Origin of the sequence: Rhodovarius crocodyli (assembly GCF_004005855.1) — a bacterium.
Taxonomy (GTDB): Bacteria; Pseudomonadota; Alphaproteobacteria; order Acetobacterales; family Acetobacteraceae; genus Rhodovarius; species Rhodovarius crocodyli.
The window spans coordinates 1,222,733-1,241,579 of sequence record NZ_SACL01000001.1 but is presented as its reverse complement, the minus strand read 5'-3'; the positions used below and the strand labels follow the sequence as shown (position 1 = coordinate 1,241,579).

The 18,847-nt window shown below is 70.9% G+C and carries 14 protein-coding genes; 4 read left to right on the top strand and 10 right to left on the bottom strand.

Annotated elements, in window-relative coordinates; all coding sequences use genetic code 11:
* Window positions 1–388 precede the first annotated feature (388 nt).
* On the bottom strand, window positions 389–2,983 hold the full coding sequence (clpB, locus tag EOD42_RS05945) for an ATP-dependent chaperone ClpB (protein ID WP_127786514.1): 2,595 nt from the start codon (window positions 2,981–2,983) through the stop codon (window positions 389–391).
* A 112-nt stretch (window positions 2,984–3,095) separates the two neighbouring features.
* Here clpB and EOD42_RS05940 point away from each other — a divergent pair, with 112 nt between their 5' ends.
* Window positions 3,096–3,851 (top strand): MOSC domain-containing protein, encoded by a 756-nt coding sequence (locus tag EOD42_RS05940; protein WP_127786513.1) that lies wholly within the window; start codon window positions 3,096–3,098, stop codon window positions 3,849–3,851.
* Window positions 3,852–3,952: 101 nt separating this feature from the next.
* Here the strand turns inward: EOD42_RS05940 and EOD42_RS05935 are convergent, their stop codons facing one another.
* Window positions 3,953–4,732 (bottom strand): gamma-glutamyl-gamma-aminobutyrate hydrolase family protein, encoded by a 780-nt coding sequence (locus tag EOD42_RS05935; protein ID WP_127786512.1) that lies wholly within the window; start codon window positions 4,730–4,732, stop codon window positions 3,953–3,955.
* Window positions 4,733–4,902: 170 nt separating this feature from the next.
* Here EOD42_RS05935 and EOD42_RS05930 point away from each other — a divergent pair, with 170 nt between their 5' ends.
* Window positions 4,903–5,370 (top strand): GlcG/HbpS family heme-binding protein, encoded by a 468-nt coding sequence (locus EOD42_RS05930; RefSeq protein ID WP_127786511.1) that lies wholly within the window; start codon window positions 4,903–4,905, stop codon window positions 5,368–5,370.
* On the opposite strand, the gene EOD42_RS05925 is transcribed toward EOD42_RS05930, so the two are convergent.
* Window positions 5,367–6,707, bottom strand: coding sequence for a CoA transferase (locus EOD42_RS05925; RefSeq protein WP_206020249.1), 1,341 nt, complete (start codon window positions 6,705–6,707; stop codon window positions 5,367–5,369). The genes EOD42_RS05930 and EOD42_RS05925 overlap by 4 nt on opposite strands.
* Before the next feature lie 74 nt (window positions 6,708–6,781).
* On the opposite strand from EOD42_RS05925, the gene EOD42_RS05920 reads away from it, so the two are divergent.
* A complete protein-coding gene (locus EOD42_RS05920) occupies window positions 6,782–7,873 on the top strand; it encodes a citrate synthase (RefSeq protein WP_127786510.1) in 1,092 nt (363 codons plus the stop codon).
* A gap of 8 nt (window positions 7,874–7,881) precedes the next feature.
* On the opposite strand, the gene EOD42_RS05915 is transcribed toward EOD42_RS05920, so the two are convergent.
* The 7 genes from EOD42_RS05915 to EOD42_RS05885 form a co-directional block, all read right to left on the bottom strand.
* A complete protein-coding gene (locus EOD42_RS05915; protein WP_127786509.1) occupies window positions 7,882–8,376 on the bottom strand; it encodes a DUF6525 family protein in 495 nt (164 codons plus the stop codon).
* Between the two features lie 47 nt (window positions 8,377–8,423).
* The gene (locus tag EOD42_RS05910) at window positions 8,424–8,921 is read right to left on the bottom strand and encodes a hypothetical protein (RefSeq protein ID WP_127786508.1); all 498 of its coding nucleotides are present in this window, start codon (window positions 8,919–8,921) and stop codon (window positions 8,424–8,426) included.
* Window positions 8,918–10,780, bottom strand: a complete 1,863-nt coding sequence (locus EOD42_RS05905) for a transglycosylase domain-containing protein (RefSeq protein WP_240654917.1) — start codon at window positions 10,778–10,780, stop codon at window positions 8,918–8,920. Before EOD42_RS05905 ends, EOD42_RS05910 begins: the two co-directional genes overlap by 4 nt.
* A gap of 45 nt (window positions 10,781–10,825) precedes the next feature.
* Window positions 10,826–11,785, bottom strand: a complete 960-nt coding sequence (locus EOD42_RS05900; RefSeq protein WP_127786507.1) for a Bug family tripartite tricarboxylate transporter substrate binding protein — start codon at window positions 11,783–11,785, stop codon at window positions 10,826–10,828.
* Window positions 11,782–12,609 carry an alpha/beta fold hydrolase gene (locus EOD42_RS05895; RefSeq protein ID WP_127786506.1) on the bottom strand — a complete coding sequence of 276 codons (828 nt, stop codon included), beginning with the start codon at window positions 12,607–12,609 and terminating at the stop codon, window positions 11,782–11,784. Before EOD42_RS05895 ends, EOD42_RS05900 begins: the two co-directional genes overlap by 4 nt.
* Complete coding sequence (locus tag EOD42_RS05890; protein WP_127786505.1) at window positions 12,606–13,397, bottom strand: RNA methyltransferase; 792 nt, start codon at window positions 13,395–13,397, stop codon at window positions 12,606–12,608. The genes EOD42_RS05895 and EOD42_RS05890 overlap by 4 nt, the downstream gene beginning before the upstream one ends.
* Window positions 13,398–13,659: 262 nt before the next feature.
* Window positions 13,660–18,168, bottom strand: a complete 4,509-nt coding sequence (locus EOD42_RS05885) for an NAD-glutamate dehydrogenase (protein ID WP_127786504.1) — start codon at window positions 18,166–18,168, stop codon at window positions 13,660–13,662.
* A 343-nt stretch (window positions 18,169–18,511) separates the two neighbouring features.
* Between EOD42_RS05885 and EOD42_RS05880 the strand changes: the two genes are divergently transcribed.
* A complete protein-coding gene (locus EOD42_RS05880; protein WP_127786503.1) occupies window positions 18,512–18,844 on the top strand; it encodes a hypothetical protein in 333 nt (110 codons plus the stop codon).
* Window positions 18,845–18,847: the final 3 nt, after the last annotated feature.

Below are 18,847 nucleotides of genomic sequence, written 5' to 3'. Positions count from 1 at the left end.
CATCAGACAAACCAACACCAACAGCCGCAAAGCCGCCAGCGCCAGCCTCTCATCCAGCCCATCCAAGAACATCAGCGCTATCAAAAACGCAGACTTCTCAAAACAGATACAGTTTTAAATCAACAACCGACCGACCTGACCCAGCGACCCTTGTCGCCGAACCAGGCACCCTCTCAGGAGAGGCCGGGGTCCCGTCCGAAGCGCTCGTTGAAGGCGTCTCGTTCGGTGAAGCGGCTTTTACGGGTGTGACGCGGAACTGTAAAGCCCGAATGCATGCAGAAAACGCATGCCTTCTGTCTGTCATACCCGCTCTTGACGCGGAACCGCCGATTCACGGCACCGCAGCAAAACCAAAGGAATGGCGGAAATCCGCCATTCCTTGCCCTGATCAGGCCGCCGCCTGGACCTGAGAGTTTTTCACCGAAAGGCTCAAACCCTCCGCATCGGCGTCCACCATCACGGTTTCGCCGTCCTTCACGCCGCCTTCCAGCAGCATTTCGGCCAGCTTGTCCTGCAGGCTGCGCTGGATCACCCGCTTCAGGGGCCTGGCACCATAGACGGGGTCATAGCCGGCCTCCGCCAACCATTCCCGCGCCGCCGGCTCCAGCTCCAGCGTGATCTGCTTGTCGGCCAGCAGGCCGCGCAGCCGCTGCAGCTGGATATCGACGATGCTGGCCATGCTCTCCCGCTGCAGGCGGCCGAACAGCACCACCTCATCAAGCCGGTTCAGGAACTCGGGCCGGAAGCGGTCGCGCACCGCGCGCATCACGGCGGGGCGTGCCTCCTCCACATCATGGCCGTCGGGCAGTTCCGCCAGCGCCTGCGCGCCCAGATTGCTCGTCAGCACGATGATGGCGTTGCGGAAGTCCACCGTGCGGCCCTGGCCATCCGTCAGGCGGCCATCGTCCAGCACCTGGAGCAGCACGTTGAAGACATCCTCATGCGCCTTCTCCACCTCGTCGAACAAAACGACCTGGTAGGGGCGGCGCCGGACGGCCTCGGTCAGCGTGCCGCCTTCCTCATAGCCGACATAGCCCGGGGGGGCGCCGATCAGCCGGCTGACGGCGTGCTTCTCCATGAACTCGCTCATGTCGATGCGCGTCATCGCCCGCTCGTCGTCGAACAGGAATTCGGCGACGGCCTTCACCAGCTCGGTCTTGCCCACGCCGGTCGGGCCCAGGAACAGGAAGCTGCCGATCGGCCGGTTCGGGTCCTGCAACCCGGCCCGCGCCCGCCGCACCGCCTTGGAGACCGCCTCCAGCGCCTCCTCCTGGCCGACCACGCGCTGGCGCAGCTTGGCCTCCATGGCCATCAGCTTGGCGCGCTCGCCTTCCAGCATCTTCTCGACCGGAATGCCGGTCCAGCGGCTGACCACGGCCGCGATGCTCTCCTCCGTCACGGCCTGGTTCACCAGCTTGGCGTCGGCGTTCGCGGCCTCGGCCAGCTGCTTCTCCAGCCCGGGGATGGTCGCGTAGCGCAGCTCGGCCGCCTTGTTCAGGTCGCCGCGGCGCTCCGCCAGCTCCTGCTCGGTGCGGGCCTGGTCCAGCTTCGCCTTCACGTCCTGGGCGGCGGCGACCTTGGATTTCTCCTCGTTCCAGGCCGAGGCCATGGTCGCGGCGCGCTCCTCCAGCTCAGACAGCTCGCGCTCCAGCTTGCCCAGCCGGTCGCGAGAGGCCGCGTCATCCTCCTTCTTCAGCGCCTCGCGCTCGATCTTCAGCTGCAGCACGCGGCGGTCCAGCTCGTCCAGATCCTCGGGCTTGCTGTCCACCTGCATGCGCAGGCGCGAACCCGCCTCGTCCATCAGGTCGATGGCCTTGTCCGGCAGGAAGCGGTCGGTGATGTAGCGGTTCGACAGGGTGGCGGCCGCGACCAGCGCAGAGTCCGCGATGCGGACGCCGTGGTGCAGCTCATACTTCTCCTTGATGCCACGCAGGATGCTGATGGTGTCCTGCACGCTCGGCTCGCCCACGAACACCGGCTGGAAGCGGCGGGCCAGGGCCGCGTCCTTCTCCACATACTTGCGGTATTCATCCAGCGTGGTGGCGCCGATGCAGTGCAGCTCGCCACGCGCCAGCGCCGGCTTGATCAGGTTGGACGCGTCCATCGCGCCATCCGTCTTGCCCGCGCCGACCAGCGTGTGCATCTCGTCGATGAACAGGATGATGTCGCCGGCGGCCTGCTCGACCTCCTTCAACACGCCCTTCAGGCGCTCCTCGAACTCACCGCGATACTTGGCACCGGCCACCAGCGCGCCGAGGTCGAGCGCCATGACGCGCTTGTTCTTCAGCGCCTCCGGCACGTCGCCCTTGATGACGCGCAGCGCCAGCCCCTCGACGATGGCGGTCTTGCCCACGCCGGGCTCGCCGATCAGCACCGGGTTGTTCTTGGTGCGGCGGGCCAGCACCTGGATGGCGCGGCGGATTTCCTCGTCGCGGCCGATCACGGGGTCCAGCTTGCCGTCGCGCGCGGCCTGGGTGATGTCGCGGGCGAATTTCTTCAGCGCGTCGAAGCTCTCCTCGGCGCCGGCGCTGTCCACGCGGCGGCCCTTGCGGGTCTCGGCGATCGCGGCCTCCAGGCCCTGCGGCGTCACGCCGCCCGCGCGCAGCGCGCGCCCGGCGGGGGTGTCGCTCAGGGCGAGGCCCAGCAGCAGCCGGTCCTGCGCCACATAGGCGTCACCCGCCTTGGTCGCGGCCTGCTGCGCGGCATCCAGCACGCGCACCAGCTCCTGGCTGATCTGTGCCTCTCCGGCGCCGCCGCCCTGCACGGCCGGCAGCTTCTTCAGCTCGGCCTCCACGCCCGCCTGGACGGCGGCGGGGTCGGCCTTGGCCTGGCGCAGCAGCCCGGCGGCCGCGCCCTGCGGGTCGTCCAGCAGGGCCTTCAGCAGGTGCTCGGGCGTGATGCGCTGATGGTATTCGCGGATGGCGATGGTCTGCGCGGCCTGAAGAAACCCGCGCGAGCGTTCGGTGAACTTCTCAATATCCATGGTCTGGTCCCTCACTCGGCAACCCGGCGAGCCAGCCCCTGACGGCGACTGGCAGGCCGCTCGAATGCCTATATGGTGGGCACTCTACCCAGGGACGTTCAAGGGGACCTTGATGCAGGTCGAACACATCTATCGTTTTCCCGTGAAGGGGCTGTCGCCCGAGGCGCTGGAGATGGCGGAGCTGCTGGTCGGCCAGACCATTCCGCATGACCGCCGCTTCGCGCTGGCACAGGGCGACGCGCCCTTCGACCCGGCGGCGCCGCGTTTTCTGCCCAAGCAGAACTTCGCCTGCATGATGGCCAACCCGAAGGTGGTGCTGGTGCGCTCCGCCTTCGACCCCGTGGCGAACCAGCTGTTCCTGGCCGGCCCGGACATGGAGCCCATGGCCGCCGACCCGACCACGGAGGAAGGCCGCGCGGCGCTGGGCGCCTGGCTGACGCGCTTCCTGGGCGATGAGGCGCGCGGCACGCCGCGCTTCCTGGACGTGCCGGGCCATGCCTTCACCGACCAGGTGAAGAAATGCGTCTCCCTCATCAACATCGCCAGCCTGCGCGACTTCGAGGAGAAGATCGGCCGCAGGCTGGACCTGCTGCGCTTCCGCGGGAATGTCTATTTCTCGGGCCTGCCGGCCTGGGCGGAGATGGAGTGGGTGGGCAAGACCCTGCAGCTGGGCAGCGCCAAGGTGAAGATCTTCAAGACCACCATCCGCTGCCCCGCCACCAAGGTGGATCTGGAAACCGGCGTGCGGGACTGCGAGGTGCCCGACCTGCTGTTCCAGCACTATGGCCACCGGGACCTGGGCGTGCATGCCGAGGTGCTGGAGGACGGGAAGGTGTTTTTGGGGGATGGGCTGGAAGTGCTGGATTAATCTTCTTTTTCTGTAGAAAAAGAAGCAAAAAGACTTTTGGCAGTTAAGTGCTGCACCATTCTGCCAAAAGTTCTTCGGTTCTTTTTTCCAAAAAAGAACGTTTACTCTGCCGCTTGAAGCTTTCTGCCGTCCCGCGCATCCACATGCGCGCGGCAGGCCTCGGCGAATACCTCGAAGATCGAGCGGCTGAGCGCGTCGCGGTCCCAGTCATATTCCGGGTGCCACTGCACGCCCATGGCGAAGGCCTTGGCACCCTCGACCCGCACGGCTTCCACCGTGCCGTCCGGTGCCCAGGCCTCGGCCACCAGGCTGGGGGCCAGCTTCTGCACACCCTGGTTGTGCAGGGAGTTCACGGGAATGCTCTCGGCATTGGAAAGCCGGGCCAGCAGCGTGTTGGGCTTCAGCCGCACGCCATGGGCCTTGCCGGTGCGCACCAGCGGGATGTGCTGGTCGGACGGCGTGGAATGGTCCATCCGGCCGTCCAGGTCCTGGATGCGCTGGTCCAGGCTGCCGCCGAGCGCCACGTTCAGCTCCTGCATGCCGCGGCAGATCGCCAGCAGGGGAATGCCCTTGGCGATGGCGGCGCGGATCAGCGGCAGGGTGGTGGCGTCGCGCTGGTGGTCCTCGGGCGTGCCCTCCAGATGGGGCGGGCCGCCGTAATATTCGGGCCACACATTGCTGCGGCTGCCGGTCATGATCAGCCCGTCCAGCCGGGCCAGCACGTCATCCACGCAATCGGGGCCGGCGCAGGGGATCAGCGCGGGAATCCCGCCGACCGGGCCCATCACGACCTTCACGTAGGAGTCAGAGGCGGCATGGTTCGGCGTATTGAAGGTGCCGAATGCCTTAACGCAGCAGGAAATGCCGATCATCGGCCGCATGGTGTCTGTCCGGTCAGCAACATGTCAGATGCGTGAAGTGTCGGTCCGGGCGGTGGCACAATCAAGGCAATGTTTTGCCGGGCCCGCCACGCGCGGGGTGCAGGGCTGCGCGCTCTGGACAGTTTGGCCGCAGGCCGCCACAGAACAAGGCAGCATTCCCGGAGGAACCGATGCCCCAGCCCGCCCACCCCGCCGCCATCAACGGCCTGACGCTCGCCCAGGCCGAGGTCATCGCCGCCGCCGCCCTGGCCAAGGGGCATGAGATGAAGTTCCTGCCGCTGACCGTGGTGGTGCTGGACGCCGGCGGCCAGGTGAAGGTGATCAAGCGCGAGGACGGCTGCTCCATCCTTCGCCCCGAGGTCGCCATGGGCAAGGCCTTCGGCGCGATGGCCATGGGTTTCGGCACGCGTGAGCTGGCGCGCCGCGCCCAGGCCGTGCCCGGCTTCACCAACGCCCTGTCGGACCTGACGGGCGGCCGCGCGGTGCCGGTGCAGGGCGGCGTGCTGATCCGCGACGCCAACAACGTGCTGCTGGGTGCCGTCGGCATCTCGGGCGACACCTCTCCGAACGACGAGATCTGCTGCACGGCCGGCATCGAGGCCGCCGGGCTGCAGGCCGATAACGGCGACCCGGCCTAAGCCGCTTCCACCGCGCCCAGTTCCCCGGCCGGCAGCGGCCAGGACATGGGCGCGCCCTCGATCACCGCGGGCGGGCGGGCGCGGCGCGCCGGCCCCCAGGCGGTGTGTTCGATCCCCGGTGCCAGGTCGGCCTCGGCCAGCCCCGGCATCGGCGCCGTTTCGGGCGTAGCGGGATGGTCCATCAGCCATTGCGCGGTGCGCGCCAGCGACAGGCGGGTGATGCTGCCCATGCCAGTCCGCTGCCGGGCGATCAGCCCGCGCACCACCGCCGCCGCCACCAGATAGCCCGTCGCGTGGTCCAGCGCCTGCACCGGCAGGGGCGTGGGCTTGTCAGCGGCTTTCCAGCGCATGCCGGCGGCGGCGATGCCGCAGCTCATCTGCACCAGGCTGTCGAAGCCGCGCCGCCCGCGCCAGGGGCCCGTATGGCCATAGGCGCTGTGGGAGACATCGATCAGACCGGGGCGCAGCGCCTGACGCTCGGCCTCGCCATAGCCCAGCCCCTCCAGCGCGCCGGGGCGGTAGCCATGCACCAGAACATCGGCGCGGGAGAGCAGCGCCTCGAAGCGGGCGCGGTGCGCAGGGTCACGCAGGTCCAGCCGGGCGCAGCGCTTGCCCAGCGTCACCTCGGGCACCACGCCTGGCTCATCCCAGCCGGGCGGGTCGATGCGCAGCACATCGGCGCCATATCCCGCGAGGAAGCGCGTCCCGACCGGGCCGGCCAGCACCCGCGTCAGGTCCAGCACGCGCAGCCCGGCCAGGGGCCGGCCGGGGGTCGGCTGCCAGGTGGTCTGGGCGAGTGTGCCGGGGCGGATGGCGAAGATCGGCTCGGCGCGGACCGCCCTGCCCTGCGCGTGGTCGCGCCAGGCCTCGGGGCTGTGCATGACGGCGGCGCAGCCGCCCGCCGCCACCACCGCCTGTTCCAGCGCCCCGGCTGACCAGCCGGCCACGGCGGCCGTCACGGCATCCCGCGTGTCGGCGCAGCCCAGCACCGCGACGGCGGCGGCGCGGTGATGGGGCGCGTTGGTGTGCAGCCTGATCCAGCCGTCGGCGGCCTTGTAGTCGCCCGCCACGGCATCCCAGGCGGAGGGCAAGGTCCAGCCCTCGGGCACCAGGGTCCAGTTGAACCATAGGGAGGCCAGGCGGGAATCCAGCGTCACGCGCGGCCCGCCCGCCAGTTCCGACACCGCGAGGCACGCCGCGCCGATCGAGGCCAGCGCCATGGGCGTGACGGCGAAGCAGGAAGGCCATCGGGCATCGCCCGTGACGGAGAGGCGGGACAGCGCATCCCCCGGCAGGTCCAGGGCGCGCCAGGCTTTGTCGAGAAGGTCATGCATCATGGCGCGCAGCAGGCGCCCTGGATGCCGTGATGATCAATCTTGATCAATTCAATCAATATCGGAAAATTGCGGGCATGACCGAATGGATCGACCGCGAGACCGTGCTGCAGCGCCTCGGCGTCAAGCCGCAGACGCTCTATGCCTATGTCAGCCGCGGGCGGATCGACATGCGCCCCGACCCGCAGGACCACCGCCGCAGCCTGTACCGGGCCGAGGATGTGGCGGGGCTGGCGAGCCGCCGCGCGCGGGCGCGCCGCCCGGCCGCCATCGCCGAAAGCCTGATGGCTTGGGGCGAGCCCAGCGTGCCCACCGCCATCTCCACCGTGCATCACGGCGCGCTGTATTACCGGGGGCGGAACCTGGCCGCGCTGGACATGACGGCGGAGGCGGTGGCCGCCCTGCTGTGGCAGGCGCCCCGCCCCGTTGCCTTCGCCGAGGGCACGCCCGGCGACCCGTTCCAGACCCTGGCCGGCATGGTGGCGCACAGCCAGCCCATGCTGGGCCGTGGCCCGGAACGGCTATGCGAGGACGCGGCCCAGGTGGTGGGCCGGCTGGCGCCGGGCGACGGGCCGCTGCACCTGCGGCTGGCGCGCGGCTGGGGCGCCGGGGCCGCCGCCGACCGCATCCGCCAGGCGCTGGTGGCCATGGCGGACCATGACCTCAATGCCTCGACCTTCGCGACGCGGGTGGCGGCCTCCACCGGGGGGGGGCTTGCGGCCAGCCTGCTGGCGGGGCTGTGCACCCTGTCGGGGCCGCGCCATGGCGGGGCCTGCCCGGCGCTGATGGCGCTGCTGGGCGACGCGGCGCGCGACGGCGCGGGGGCGGCCGTGCGCGCCTGGCTGAACCGCGACGCCCTGTTGCCGGGCTTCGGCCATCCGCTGTATCCGCATGGCGACCAGCGCGCCGCGATCATGCTGGAGGGGCTGGAGCCCGACCCGGCCATGGCCGCCCTGCGCGACCAGGTGGCCGCCGATACCGGGCAACTGCCCAATTGCGACTTCGCGCTGGTGGCGATCGCGCGGGCCTGCGGCCTGCCGCCCGAGGCGCCCTTCACCCTGTTCATGCTGGGCCGCAGCCTGGGCTGGTGCGCCCATGCCATGGAGCAGGTGCTGATGGGCGGGCTGATCCGCCCGCGCGGGCGCTATGTGGGGCCCGCGCTGGACTGACCGGGCGCTCAGCGCCGGGCGCGGCGGCCCTGCTTCCGCTTGGCCGCAGGCTTGGCCCGCACAGGCTTCGACGTGACGGGCTTGGCGCGGGCGGCCTTGCCCCGGCCCGGCTTCACCCGCACGGGCTTGGCCTTCGCGGCGCCGGACTGCTTCCTGGGGGCGGCGGGCAGGGGCTCCGGCGCGGGGATGCCCTCCGTCCCGACATAGCGCTGGATGGTGGCGCCGGCCGCGACATGCGGATAGGCCTCCGCGCCCTTGGCCCAGGTGCGGGCGAAGGCCGCGACCTCCGCATGGTCCTGCTTGCGGATGGTCTGGACCAGGAAATGCGTCGCCTGGGCGGGGCGCAGCCGAAGTTCGTTCAGCAGATGCATGTGCCATTCGCGGGCACGCATCGGGCACCAGTCCACCAGCGATTCCTGCAAGGCCAGGCGCACCTCGGCCGGCAGCGACTCATAGGCGCGATAAGCGTCGCCCTTCAGCGTGCTGCGGGGCCTGGTTGCCATGCTGTTGTCCATGGCGGGGGCTTCTAGCGAAGGAGCAGCCGGGGACGCTAGGCGGCCTTTATGCGCAGCACCATCCCGTCTGCGGTGTGGCTGACGTCCCAGCCCTCCGCCTGCGCCAGCGCCGCCAGCGCCGGATGGCCGGGACGGCATTCCAGCTCGGGGCCGGCGCGCAGGGCCAGGCTCTGCCCGCCCTTGGCCCATTCCAGCAGCGCCAGTTCCAGCCCCGGGCGCGGCAGCGGCACATGCGGCAGCTTCTCCAGCTCCATCGGCACGGCGCGCCCGGCCATCACTTCCAGCAGGGGCGCGAGGTCGGCGAGGAGCTTGTCCGGGCGGATCTCCTCATGGCCGGGCTGGGCCGCCAGCCGGGTGAAGGGCGGGATGGCGGTTTCCAGCTTGCGCGCGGCCTCCGCGGCGCGGGACAGCTGGCGGGCCTCGGGCGATCCCTCCGGCAGCTTGCGGGCCAGCATGTCCAGGTTGGCGCCCAGCACCATCAGCCAGTTGTTCACCGCGTGGCGCAGCGCCGCCGCGACATCAGGCAGGCTCATCGCGTGGCTTCCACGATCTCGCGGAACAGGCGGGCCGGCAGGGTGCCGCCCATCACTTCCTCCATGGGCTCCCCATGGTCGTTGCCCAGCCAGATGCCGATGATCACCGTGTTCTCCCCGCTGCCCAGGAAGCCGATGAACCAGGCATCCTTGAAATCCTGCGTCGTGCCGGTCTTGCCGCCGATGACCAGGCCCGGGAAATTCGCCGCCCGCCCGCTGCCGCGCGCCACCACCGCCTGCAGCATGCGGCGCATGCCGGCTGCGCTCTCGCCGCCCACCACCTGTTCCGGCGCCGGAGGGGCATAGGGCTGGGTGCGCCCGTCCGAGACCACCTGCCGGATGCCGTGCGGCACCACGCGGCGCCCACCATTCACCATGGGCGCATAGGCGCCGGCCAGTTCCAGCAGCGTCAATTCGCCGGTGCCCAGCGCCAGGGAGCCATTGGCCGGCCAGCGCGCCTGGATGCCGAGCCGGGTGGCCATGGCCCGCGCGCCCTGCGGGCCGCCCGCCAGGTCCATCACCCGCACGGCGGCGGTGTTGACCGAGGCCGCGAGCGCATCCTCCAGCGTGATCTCTCCCCGACTGCGATAGCGCCCGTTGCCCGGCGACCAGCCGCCCCGCCGCAACGGCGCATCGGACACCGTGCTGCCCGGCGATGCCCCGCGCTCCAGCGCCGCCAGGTAATAGACCGGCTTGAAGGAGGAACCCGGCTGCCGCCGCGCATCCGTGACGCGGTTGAAGGGAGAGCGCCGGTAGTCCCGCCCGCCCACCATGGCGCGCACCGCGCCGCTGTTGGCGTCCAGCACCACCACGGCACCCTGGGCGACATTGGCGCGGTCGCCCTCGCGCTCGATCAGGGCGCGCAGGCGGGTCTCGGCGGCGGATTGCCAGCGGGGGTCCAGCGTGGCGCGCACCATCACATCCGTCAGCTGCGGCATGCGGGTGGCCACGGTCTCCATCACCCAATCCGCGAACCAGCCGCCGCCGCTGCCGGGGCGGGTGGGCAGGCGCATCTCCGCGATGGCCTGGGTGCGCTGGGCGTCGGTGATGGCGCCCGTCTCGACCATGGCGCGCAGCACCTCTGTCGCGCGCTGCATCGCGGCCTCGGGGTTGGTGCGGGGGTTGGTGCGGCTGGGCGCCTGGGGCAGCCCGGCCAGCATCGCGGCCTGCCAGATGGTCACCCGCCGGGCAGAGACACCGAAGAACAGCCGCGCGGCCGCATCCATCCCATAGGCGCCGCCGCCCAGATAGACGCGGTTCAGATAGATCTCGAGCAGCTGGTCCTTGCTGAAGCGGTGCTCCAGCCACAGGGCCAGCAGGGCTTCCTGCACCTTGCGGCGGGTACTGCGCTCGGCCGAGAGGAACAGGTTCTTCGCCAGCTGCTGCGTCAGGGTGCTGCCGCCCTGCACCACGTCGCCGGCGGTCAGGTTGGCATAGACCGCGCGCGCGACGCCGAAGGGGTCGAGGCCCACATGCTCACGGAAGCGCCGGTCCTCGATGGACAGCAGCGCCGCCGGCAGGAAGGCCGGCATGTCGCGCAGGCGCAATACCTCACCGAACATGTCGCCCTGGGTAGCGAGCAGGGAGCCGTCATTGGCCAGGATGGCGGCGGCCGGGCGGCGGGAATGGTTCAGCGCCTGGTCCGGGCGCGGCATGTCGTGGGTAAACCACAGCAGCACGGCGGCGAAGAAGGCGGCCCCCCAGATCAGGCCCATGACGGACATGCGCAGCCACCACATGCCCGAGAAGGGCTTGTGCGAAGGGCGCGCGGTCCGCGCGGGGGGAACGACGGCGGCCTTGGGGGAAGGGCGCGCCGCTGCGGCCGCACGCCCGGCGGTACGGGCCGGGGCGCGAGGCATGAAACCTGCGTAGCATGGCCCAGGGAGGTTGCGCGAGGGGGCTTGCTACCCCGCCGGGTTCAGCCCGGCACGGCGCATCAAGCCGCGCTTGTACTCCAGGTCGGCCGCGATCATCTCCCGCGACGCCGCCGGCGTGGCCGTGTGCACGGTATAGCCGTTGGGCGTCAGGAATCGCGCGATCAGCGCGGGGTCCGCCATGGCGGCGGCCACCTGGGCATGGATGCGGTTCAGCAGCTCGGGCGGCGTGGCACCCGGGGCGAAGATGCCGAACCAGGTGCGCGGGTCCACGTCGCCATGGCCCGATTCAGCCAGCGTCGGCACATCGGGCAGCTGCGGCAGGCGCTGCGCCCGCCCCACGGCCAGCGCCCGCAGCGTGCCGGCGGCCAGATGCTCACCGGCGGAGGCGATGCCGCACAGGGTCATGTCCACCTCGCCGGCCACCGTGGCCAGCACGGCCGGCGTCAGGCCGCGATACGGGATCTCGGTGAACTCCGTGCCTGTCTGGGCGCCCAGCGCGCCGAACAGCAGATGCGGCTGGCTGCCCTGGCCGTAGCTGCCGTAATTCAGGCGCTGCCCGCGCGCCGCCGCCAGCAGGGCCGGGATGTCCCGCGCGCCCAGGCGCGGGTTGGCCACCACCATCTGATGCGTCTCGATCAGGAAGGACACCGGCGCCAGGTCGCGCATCGGGTCATGCGGCAGGCCCGGGATCATCAGCGGGTTGGAGGTGATGGAGTTGTCGGCCGTCATCAGCAGCGTGTGGCCGTCGGGTGCGGCCTTTGCCACCGCATCGGTGCCCGGCACGGTGGAGCCGCCCGGGCGATTGTCCACCACCACCGCCTGGTGGGTGGCGGCGGAGACGCGCTCCGCGATCGCGCGGGCCAGGGCATCGAGGCCACCACCCGGCGGGTATGGCACGATCAGGCGGACAGGACGCGCCGGCCATGCTTGCGCCATCGCCGGATGGGCGAGGGTGATGGCAGGCAGGACCCGTCGCAGAACCTTCATGAACCCAGGTTCATATGCCTTTGCAGCAGATTCAAGGCAAAACCGGGGTTTTCTAATTCCGGAAGGTGACCAAGCCCCTCCGGAAGCTCCAGCACCGCCCCCGTAATGGCATCCGCGATGGCCATCGCGACCTCGGGCGGGTTCACCGCATCGGCGGTGCCGGTCACGACCAGGGTGGGCGCCACGATCAGCGGCGCGAAGTCGAACACCACGTCCACGCTGTCGGTGCAGCGGGCCGCCTGCATCAGCCCGCGGGCGTCGGTGGCGGCCACCATGCGGCGCACCTCGGCCAGAACCTCGGGGCTGGCATCGGGCGCCACCAGCTTCGCGGAACGGGTGCGGGCCAGGGCAACGCCGCCGTCGCGGATGCTGTCCTCACGCATCGCCAGCATGGCGGCACGCGCCTCGGCACCCTTCCAACGCTGCCCGCGAGAGGCACCGAACAGGGTCAGCGTGGCCACCCGCGCCGGGTGCCGAGACGCGAAGCACGCCCCGAGCATGGAACCGAAGGAGGAACCGACCAGATGCACCGGCTCCGTCACGCCCAGCACGTCCAGCATGTCGAGCGCGGCGTCGGCATAGTCCTCGGCGCGCGGCGCATCGGAGAGGAAGGGGTCGGAGAGGAAATAGCCCGGCGCGTTCCAGGCGAACACGCGCGCGTGGGGCGCCAGCCCCGCCATGATGTGGCGCCAGCCCATGGAATTGGCGCCGATGCCGTGCATCAGCAGCACGGGCGGGCCGGCATCGCCCGCGGACTGGAAGGAGAGCCTCGGGCCGGACAGCGCCAGGTCAGCCGCATCCAGCTCAAGGAAATCCAGCATCATTCTCGTTCCTTCCTGCCCCTGATCATGCGGCCGCGCGACAGTTCGGCCACCACGCCATGCAACGTGCGAAGCTCCTGCTCGGTTACTTCGCCGCGTTCGAACCAGTGGCGCAGGTTGCGCACCATGCCGGGGCGCTTGGCCTCGTTGCGCAGGAAGGCGCAGGCATCCAGCTCATCCAGCAGGTGGCCCATGAAGTTGTCCAGCTCGCCCTTGGTGGCGACATGGGTGCCGTGGGTCTGCAGGGCGCGGGGCGGAGAGGGCTCCTCCACCATCCACCACTCATAGGCCAGGATCATCACCGCCTGGGCCAGGTTCAGCGAGTTGTGGGCGGGGTTCAGCGGGTACTTCACCAGCGTGTCGGCGCGGGCGATGTCCTCGGCGGTGAGGCCGTTGCGCTCCGGGCCGAACAGCACGGCCACGCGCTGGCCGGCGGCATTGGCGGTGCGCAGGTCCTCGGCCGCGGCGCGGGCGTTGCGGGTGTTGATGACGATGTGGCGCGGGCGCGGGCAGGTGGCAAACACCCGGTGGCAGTCCGCCACCGCGTCGTCCACGCTGTCATGCACCGTCGCCTGTTCCAGGATGCGGTGCGCGCCGGAGGATGTGATGATCGCCCGCTCATTCGGCCAGCCGTCGCGGGGCTTCACCAGGCGCAGGTGGAACAGCCCGCCATTGGCCATCGCACGGGCCACCATGCCGATATTGTCGGCCATCTGGGGCTCGACCAGCACGATGATCGGGCTCTCGCCGGGAATGGGGTGAAGGTCTGCGCCTTCGTCGCGTTTGCTCATGGTGAGGGGTGTTTATCGGGGGGAGGCGCGGGTTGAGGGGGGGGGGGGGGGGGGGGGGCCCCGGGACCCCGCCAGGACCGTGCTCGGTCCTGGACCTAGCGGAATTGGTACCGACATTGATAGGTAAGGCACAATTATATTATTATAATCAATACGTTAAAAGAAAGTGGTGCCAACTCCCCGGGGTCCAGGGCCGCTACGGTCCTGGCGGGGATCCAAGGGGCAGAGCCCCTTGGTGGGGTTCTGGGGCGAAGCCCCAGCCTTACCCCAACGTCGCCAGCGCCCTCGCCGCCACCGTCACCGCCGACAGGTCGGGCACCCTGCCCGCCTGTTCCACCAGCTTCGCCACCGCCTCTGCCTGCGCGGGCAGCGCGCCGCCGCTCAGTTCCCCGGCCGCGAGCCGGGCCTGGGCAGCGTCGATATCCGCCAGCAGCGCCGCGCGGGCGCGGTTGCCGAACTGGCCGGAGACGGGGGCCGCCTCGGCCGCCGCGCGCAGGGCGGCCAGGTGGTATTGCCCGGCCACCTTGTCCCAGGCGGTGGCCGCGGCCTCCGGGGCGGCGCCCGCTTCGCGCGCCAGGCGCAGGATGGCGGGTGCGGCGCCCAGGGGCTGGCTGCCCAACGCGGGCAGGCCGGGTTTCAGCGCGGCCAGCACGTCGGACAGCGGCCCGCCCTCGGCCAGCATGTGGCGCGTGGCCTGGGCGTGCAGGGCGCGCAGCTGGGCCAGCGGGTCCAGCTTGGCGGGGCCATGCACGGCGTCGGCGGCGTCATAGGCGGCTTCGAGGCCCAGCAGCGTGTCGGCCAGCCAGGCGGCGCGGACCACGGTGGCGGGGCTGGCCTCGGCGGTCAGGCGGCCGATGCCGGCGCAGCCGATGCGGTTGGCCACGCCGTTGGACAGCGCGGTGGCGATCAGGTCGCGGCGCAGGCGGTGGCGCGCGATCTGCTCGGCGAAGCGTTCCTGCAGGGGCTTCGGGAAATAGGCCACAAGCAGGGGCAGCAGGGCGGGGTCGTCCGGGAGTTCGGATTCCAGGATGGCCTCGTTCAGCCACAGCTTGGCGAAGGGCAGCAGGGCCGCCACCTCGGGGCGGGTCAGCCCCTCGCCGGCGGCGGCGCGGCGGGCGATCGCGGCGTCGTCCGGCAGGCCGGCCAGGGCGCGGTCCAGCAGGCCGTCCTCCTCCAGCCTGGCCATCAGCGCGGCCTGGGCCGGCAGGGCGGATGCGCCCTGGGCGACTTCCAGCGAGACGGCCAGCGATTGCAGGCCGTTGTCGCGCAGCACCAGCTGCGCCACCTCGTCCGTCATTTCCTTCAGCAGATCGTCGCGCTGGCGGCGGGTGAGCGCCCCGCTGGCCTCGGCATCCGCCAGCAGGATCTTGATGTTCACCTCATGGTCGGAGGTCGAGACGCCGGCCGAATTGTCGAGCGCATCGGTGTTGATGCGGATGCCCTGGCGCGCGGTCTCGATGCGGCCGGCCTGGGTCACGCCCAGGTTCGCGCCCTCACCCACCACGCGGGCGCGCAGGTCACGGCCGTCGATGCGGATGGCGTCATTGGCGCGGTCCCCGGCGTCGGCCTGGGTTTCGGCGGCGGCTTTGATGTAGGTGCCGATGCCGCCGAAATAGAGCAGGTCGACGTTCAGCTTCAGGATGGCGCGCATCACCGTCACCGGCTCCACCTTCTCGGGCAGGCCCAGCAGGGACTGCGCCTCGGGCGACAGCGTGATGTGCTTGGCGGTGCGCGGGAACACCCCGCCGCCCGGGCTGATCAGCTTCGTGTCGTAATCGGCCCAGGAGGAACGCGGCAGCGCGAACAGGCGCTCGCGTTCGGCGAAGCTGGCCTCCAGCTCCGGGTTGGGGTCGATGAAGATGTGGCGGTGGTCGAAGGCCGCCACCAGCCTGGTCTTGCGCGAAATCAGCAGCCCGTTGCCGAACACGTCGCCCGACATGTCGCCCACGCCGGCGACGGTGAAGGGCTCGGCGAAGATGTCGTGGCCCAGCTCCTCGAAATGCCGCGCGATCATCACCCAGGCGCCGCGCGCCGTGATGCCCATCGCCTTGTGGTCGTAGCCGACAGACCCGCCGGAGGCGAAGGCGTCGCTGAGCCAGAAGCCGTATTCGGCGGACAGGCCGTTGGCGATGTCGCTGAAGCTGGCCGTGCCCTTGTCGGCGGCGGCGACGATGTAGGGGTCGTCACCATCCAGCCGCACCACGCGGGGCGGCGGCAGCACGGTCATGCCGTCCAGATTGTCGGTGATGTCCAGCATGCCGCGCACCAGGGTGCGGTAGCAGGCGATGCCCTCGGCCATGAAGGCCTCGCGGTCGCTGGACGGCGGCGGGTGCTTCAGGATGAAGCCGCCCTTGGCACCCGTAGGCACGATGACGACGTTCTTCAGCCGCTGCGCCTTCATCAGGCCCAGGATCTCGGTGCGGAAATCCTCGCGCCGGTCGGACCAGCGGATGCCGCCGCGCGCGACGGGGCCGGCCCGCAGGTGGCAGCCTTCCATGCGTGGGGAGTGCACGAAGATCTCGCGCCAGGGGCGCGGGCTCGGCATGTCGCCGGCGGCGGCACTCTCGATCTTGAAGGACAGGTAGGGCTTGTCCTGGAAGAAGTTCGTGCGGCGCATGGCGTCCAGCACGGTGCGCATGCGCGACAGGATGCGGTCGGCATCCGGGTCCGCCACGCCGTCCAGCAGGGTGGTCCAGGCGGCGGCCAGCCGGGTCTCCTCGCCCAGCGCATCGGGGTTCAGGCGCGCGTGGAACAGCTGCACCAGCAGCGTCGCGGCCTGGGGCGTCTCGGAGAACACCTTCTCCACGCTGTCCTGCGCGAAGGGGAAGCCCACCTGCTTCAGCCAGCGGTACATGGCGCGCAGCAGCCAGGCCTCACGCCAGGAAAGCCCGGCCAGCAGCACCAGGCGGTTGAAGCCGTCCACCTCCGCCTGCTGGGCCAGCAGGGCGGAGAGAGTGTCGAGCAGGGCGGGGAAGCGGCGCTCCTCCACCTCGGTCGCGGCCTCCAGCGTGAAGCCGTGCAGGGCGACCATCGGCGCGCCCTCGGGGCGCAGATGGTGGGGCACTTCCTCCAGCGCGCGCAGGCCCATGCTCTCGAACAGCGGCAGCACGTCGGCGAGTGCGAGCGGGCCGCCGGGATTGGCCAGGCGCAGTTCCAGGCGCCGCGCGCTGCCCGGCAGGGCCAGCACCCGCGCGACGGGGCGGTTGGCCGCCAGCGCGGCCTCGGCCATGTCGATGTCGCTGGCCGCCGTCAGCGCGGTTTCCGTGTCGTCATAGGCGGGCGGGAAGGCGCGGCCCCAGCGGGCTAGCAGAGGTGTGGCCTGGGCCTCACCGTGCGTCGCGACCAGCGCGTCGGCCACCTTCTCATGGAAGCCGCGCGCCATCTCGGCGATCACCTTCTCCAGCGCCGCCGGGTCCGGATGGACGGGCTGCGCGGGGTCGGTGCCGATGATGTAGTGGACGCGCGCCAGCGGGCTGTCGCCCAGCGCGATGTAGAACACGGACAGCCGCCCGCCATGCGCGCGGGCCAGCATCTCACCCACGCGGCTGCGCAGCGTGGTGTCGAAATTCTCGCGCGGGAGCCAGACGATGGCCGAGACATAGCGGCCGAACGGGTCGGGGCGCAGCACCAGGGCGGGGCCCGGCGTCAATGTCAGGGACAGCGCGCGGCGCGCGGCGGACAGGATCTCGGCCTCGCTGGCCTGGAACAGCTCGTCGCGCGGCCAGGTGTCCAGGATGTTGCGCAGGGCGCGCTCGTCATGGCTGCCCGCGGTGGCGCCGGCGGCGGCGACGATGCGGGCCACCTTGCTGGACAGCAGGGGAATGCTGCGCGGGTTGCGGTTGTAGGCGGCCGCCGCGAACAGGCCCAGGAACAGCCGCACGCCCCCGCCCGGCAGCGGGGTGGCGATGACGTCCGCATGCTGGGGCCGGTGCACGGTGCTGCGCATGTTGGCCTTCAGCACCACCACCGGCTGGGGCGCGTGCAGGATGGCCGCGATGCCGGGCGGCACGGCGTTCAGGTCCGCCAGCACGTCGAAGACGGGGCGCGCGGTGTCGGCCAGCAGGCCCAGATTGGCCTCGGCGCGGAAGCCCTGCCCCTGGCTGACCAGGCGGCGATGGCCCAGCAGCACGAAGTTCTCGTCGGCTAGCCAGCGCAGGAACTCGGCGGCCTCGCCCTCGGCCTGGGCTTCGGCCAGGCGCAGCTCGGCCAGCATGGCCGGGAAGTCCTCGACCGTGCGGCGCACATCCGACAGCGTGGCCGCGATCATGGCCTCCGTGGCGGCGGGATTGGGCTCGCCGCCGGCCAGGGCGATGCGCATCACGCTCTCACGCAGGGGGCCGTCGCCGATCGCGGCCAGCGTGCCGTCCTGGTCGCGCGTGACGCCCAGGATGGGGTGCAGCACCTGGCGCACCACCCGGCCACCCCCTGCTCCCCCTGGACGTGTCAGCGCGCCCAGCACGCTGTCCACCAGGAAGGGCATGTCGTCGGTCACGACCTCCACCACCGGGGTGTGGAAGCGGCCGGCGGGCAGCACGCGGATGCGCGCCTGGCCGGGCAGGCGGCGTTCCATCAGCTGGAACAGGCTGGCGGCGGCGCCGGCGAGCGATCCGGGCGGGATGGCCGCGAGGTCGCCGGCGGCCAGCCCCTCGGTCAGCGCCGGCAGCAGCGCGGCCGCCATGGGCGGCAGGCCGGGCGGCAGCGCCTCCTCGGCAAGGCGCAGCACCTCCCGCCTCACGGTATCGGCGGAAGCCTGTGGCTGGATGTCGGGCATCTTCGGCCCTCCCTGCATTTCCTGATCCTCACTTTGGCAGGGTGACGGTGAAGAACAAGAAAAGGCTGGATGATTCATCGGGGATTCACCCTCGGCGGGCAGAGTGTGCCCAGCGGCGCAGGAAGCCCGCCCAGCCCGAGCAGGAACCGGGGCAATACGCCACCGCTTGCCGGAGATGGAGCGAGGCAAGCGTGCGGCGCACAGGACAACCAAGGCGCGCGGTCACACAACCGTGTCGTGCATTGTCGCGTCCGTCATGGGCAAATCCAGACGATTCTGGCTTTGAAACATGACCATGACCGGCTCAATAAATCCGACCACCGAGATGATGCGAGGTGGTCAGATGTTCGAACGGATGCAGCGGCGGCCGAATGGCGAGCGGTGGCGTTTCGTGCCCGGCCGCAATTTCCCGCCCGTGCGCCCCCATGGCGGCGCCCGCGCGGTGGAGGCCGAGCCCGAGCCCGGCATTCCGCTGGACCACGACGTGCTGGGCGCCCTGCTGGCGGAGGACGCGCGCAACACCCGCCGCGAATGGCGCCTGGGGCTGATCGCCGCCAGCTGCTGGATCGCGGCGCTGGTGACGGGCGTGGCCATCCCGGCCCTGGCCGCCGCCTTCGCCTTCGCCCCCGTGGTCGCGCTGGTGATGGAGCTGCTGGCGCGCGACGAGACGATGTGACGC

Coding starts and splice junctions, on each gene's coding strand:
- EOD42_RS05905 (WP_240654917.1), bottom strand. CDS start 10,780: ATGCCTCGCGCCCCGGCCCGTACCGCCGGGCGTGCGGCCGCAGCGGCG.
- EOD42_RS05880 (WP_127786503.1), top strand. CDS start 18,512: ATGTTCGAACGGATGCAGCGGCGGCCGAATGGCGAGCGGTGGCGTTTC.
- EOD42_RS05885 (WP_127786504.1), bottom strand. CDS start 18,168: ATGCCCGACATCCAGCCACAGGCTTCCGCCGATACCGTGAGGCGGGAG.
- clpB (WP_127786514.1), bottom strand. CDS start 2,983: ATGGATATTGAGAAGTTCACCGAACGCTCGCGCGGGTTTCTTCAGGCC.
- EOD42_RS05925 (WP_206020249.1), bottom strand. CDS start 6,707: ATGATGCATGACCTTCTCGACAAAGCCTGGCGCGCCCTGGACCTGCCG.
- EOD42_RS05895 (WP_127786506.1), bottom strand. CDS start 12,609: ATGATGCTGGATTTCCTTGAGCTGGATGCGGCTGACCTGGCGCTGTCC.
- EOD42_RS05920 (WP_127786510.1), top strand. CDS start 6,782: ATGACCGAATGGATCGACCGCGAGACCGTGCTGCAGCGCCTCGGCGTC.
- EOD42_RS05915 (WP_127786509.1), bottom strand. CDS start 8,376: ATGGCAACCAGGCCCCGCAGCACGCTGAAGGGCGACGCTTATCGCGCC.
- EOD42_RS05900 (WP_127786507.1), bottom strand. CDS start 11,785: ATGAAGGTTCTGCGACGGGTCCTGCCTGCCATCACCCTCGCCCATCCG.
- EOD42_RS05940 (WP_127786513.1), top strand. CDS start 3,096: ATGCAGGTCGAACACATCTATCGTTTTCCCGTGAAGGGGCTGTCGCCC.
- EOD42_RS05935 (WP_127786512.1), bottom strand. CDS start 4,732: ATGCGGCCGATGATCGGCATTTCCTGCTGCGTTAAGGCATTCGGCACC.
- EOD42_RS05890 (WP_127786505.1), bottom strand. CDS start 13,397: ATGAGCAAACGCGACGAAGGCGCAGACCTTCACCCCATTCCCGGCGAG.
- EOD42_RS05910 (WP_127786508.1), bottom strand. CDS start 8,921: ATGAGCCTGCCTGATGTCGCGGCGGCGCTGCGCCACGCGGTGAACAAC.
- EOD42_RS05930 (WP_127786511.1), top strand. CDS start 4,903: ATGCCCCAGCCCGCCCACCCCGCCGCCATCAACGGCCTGACGCTCGCC.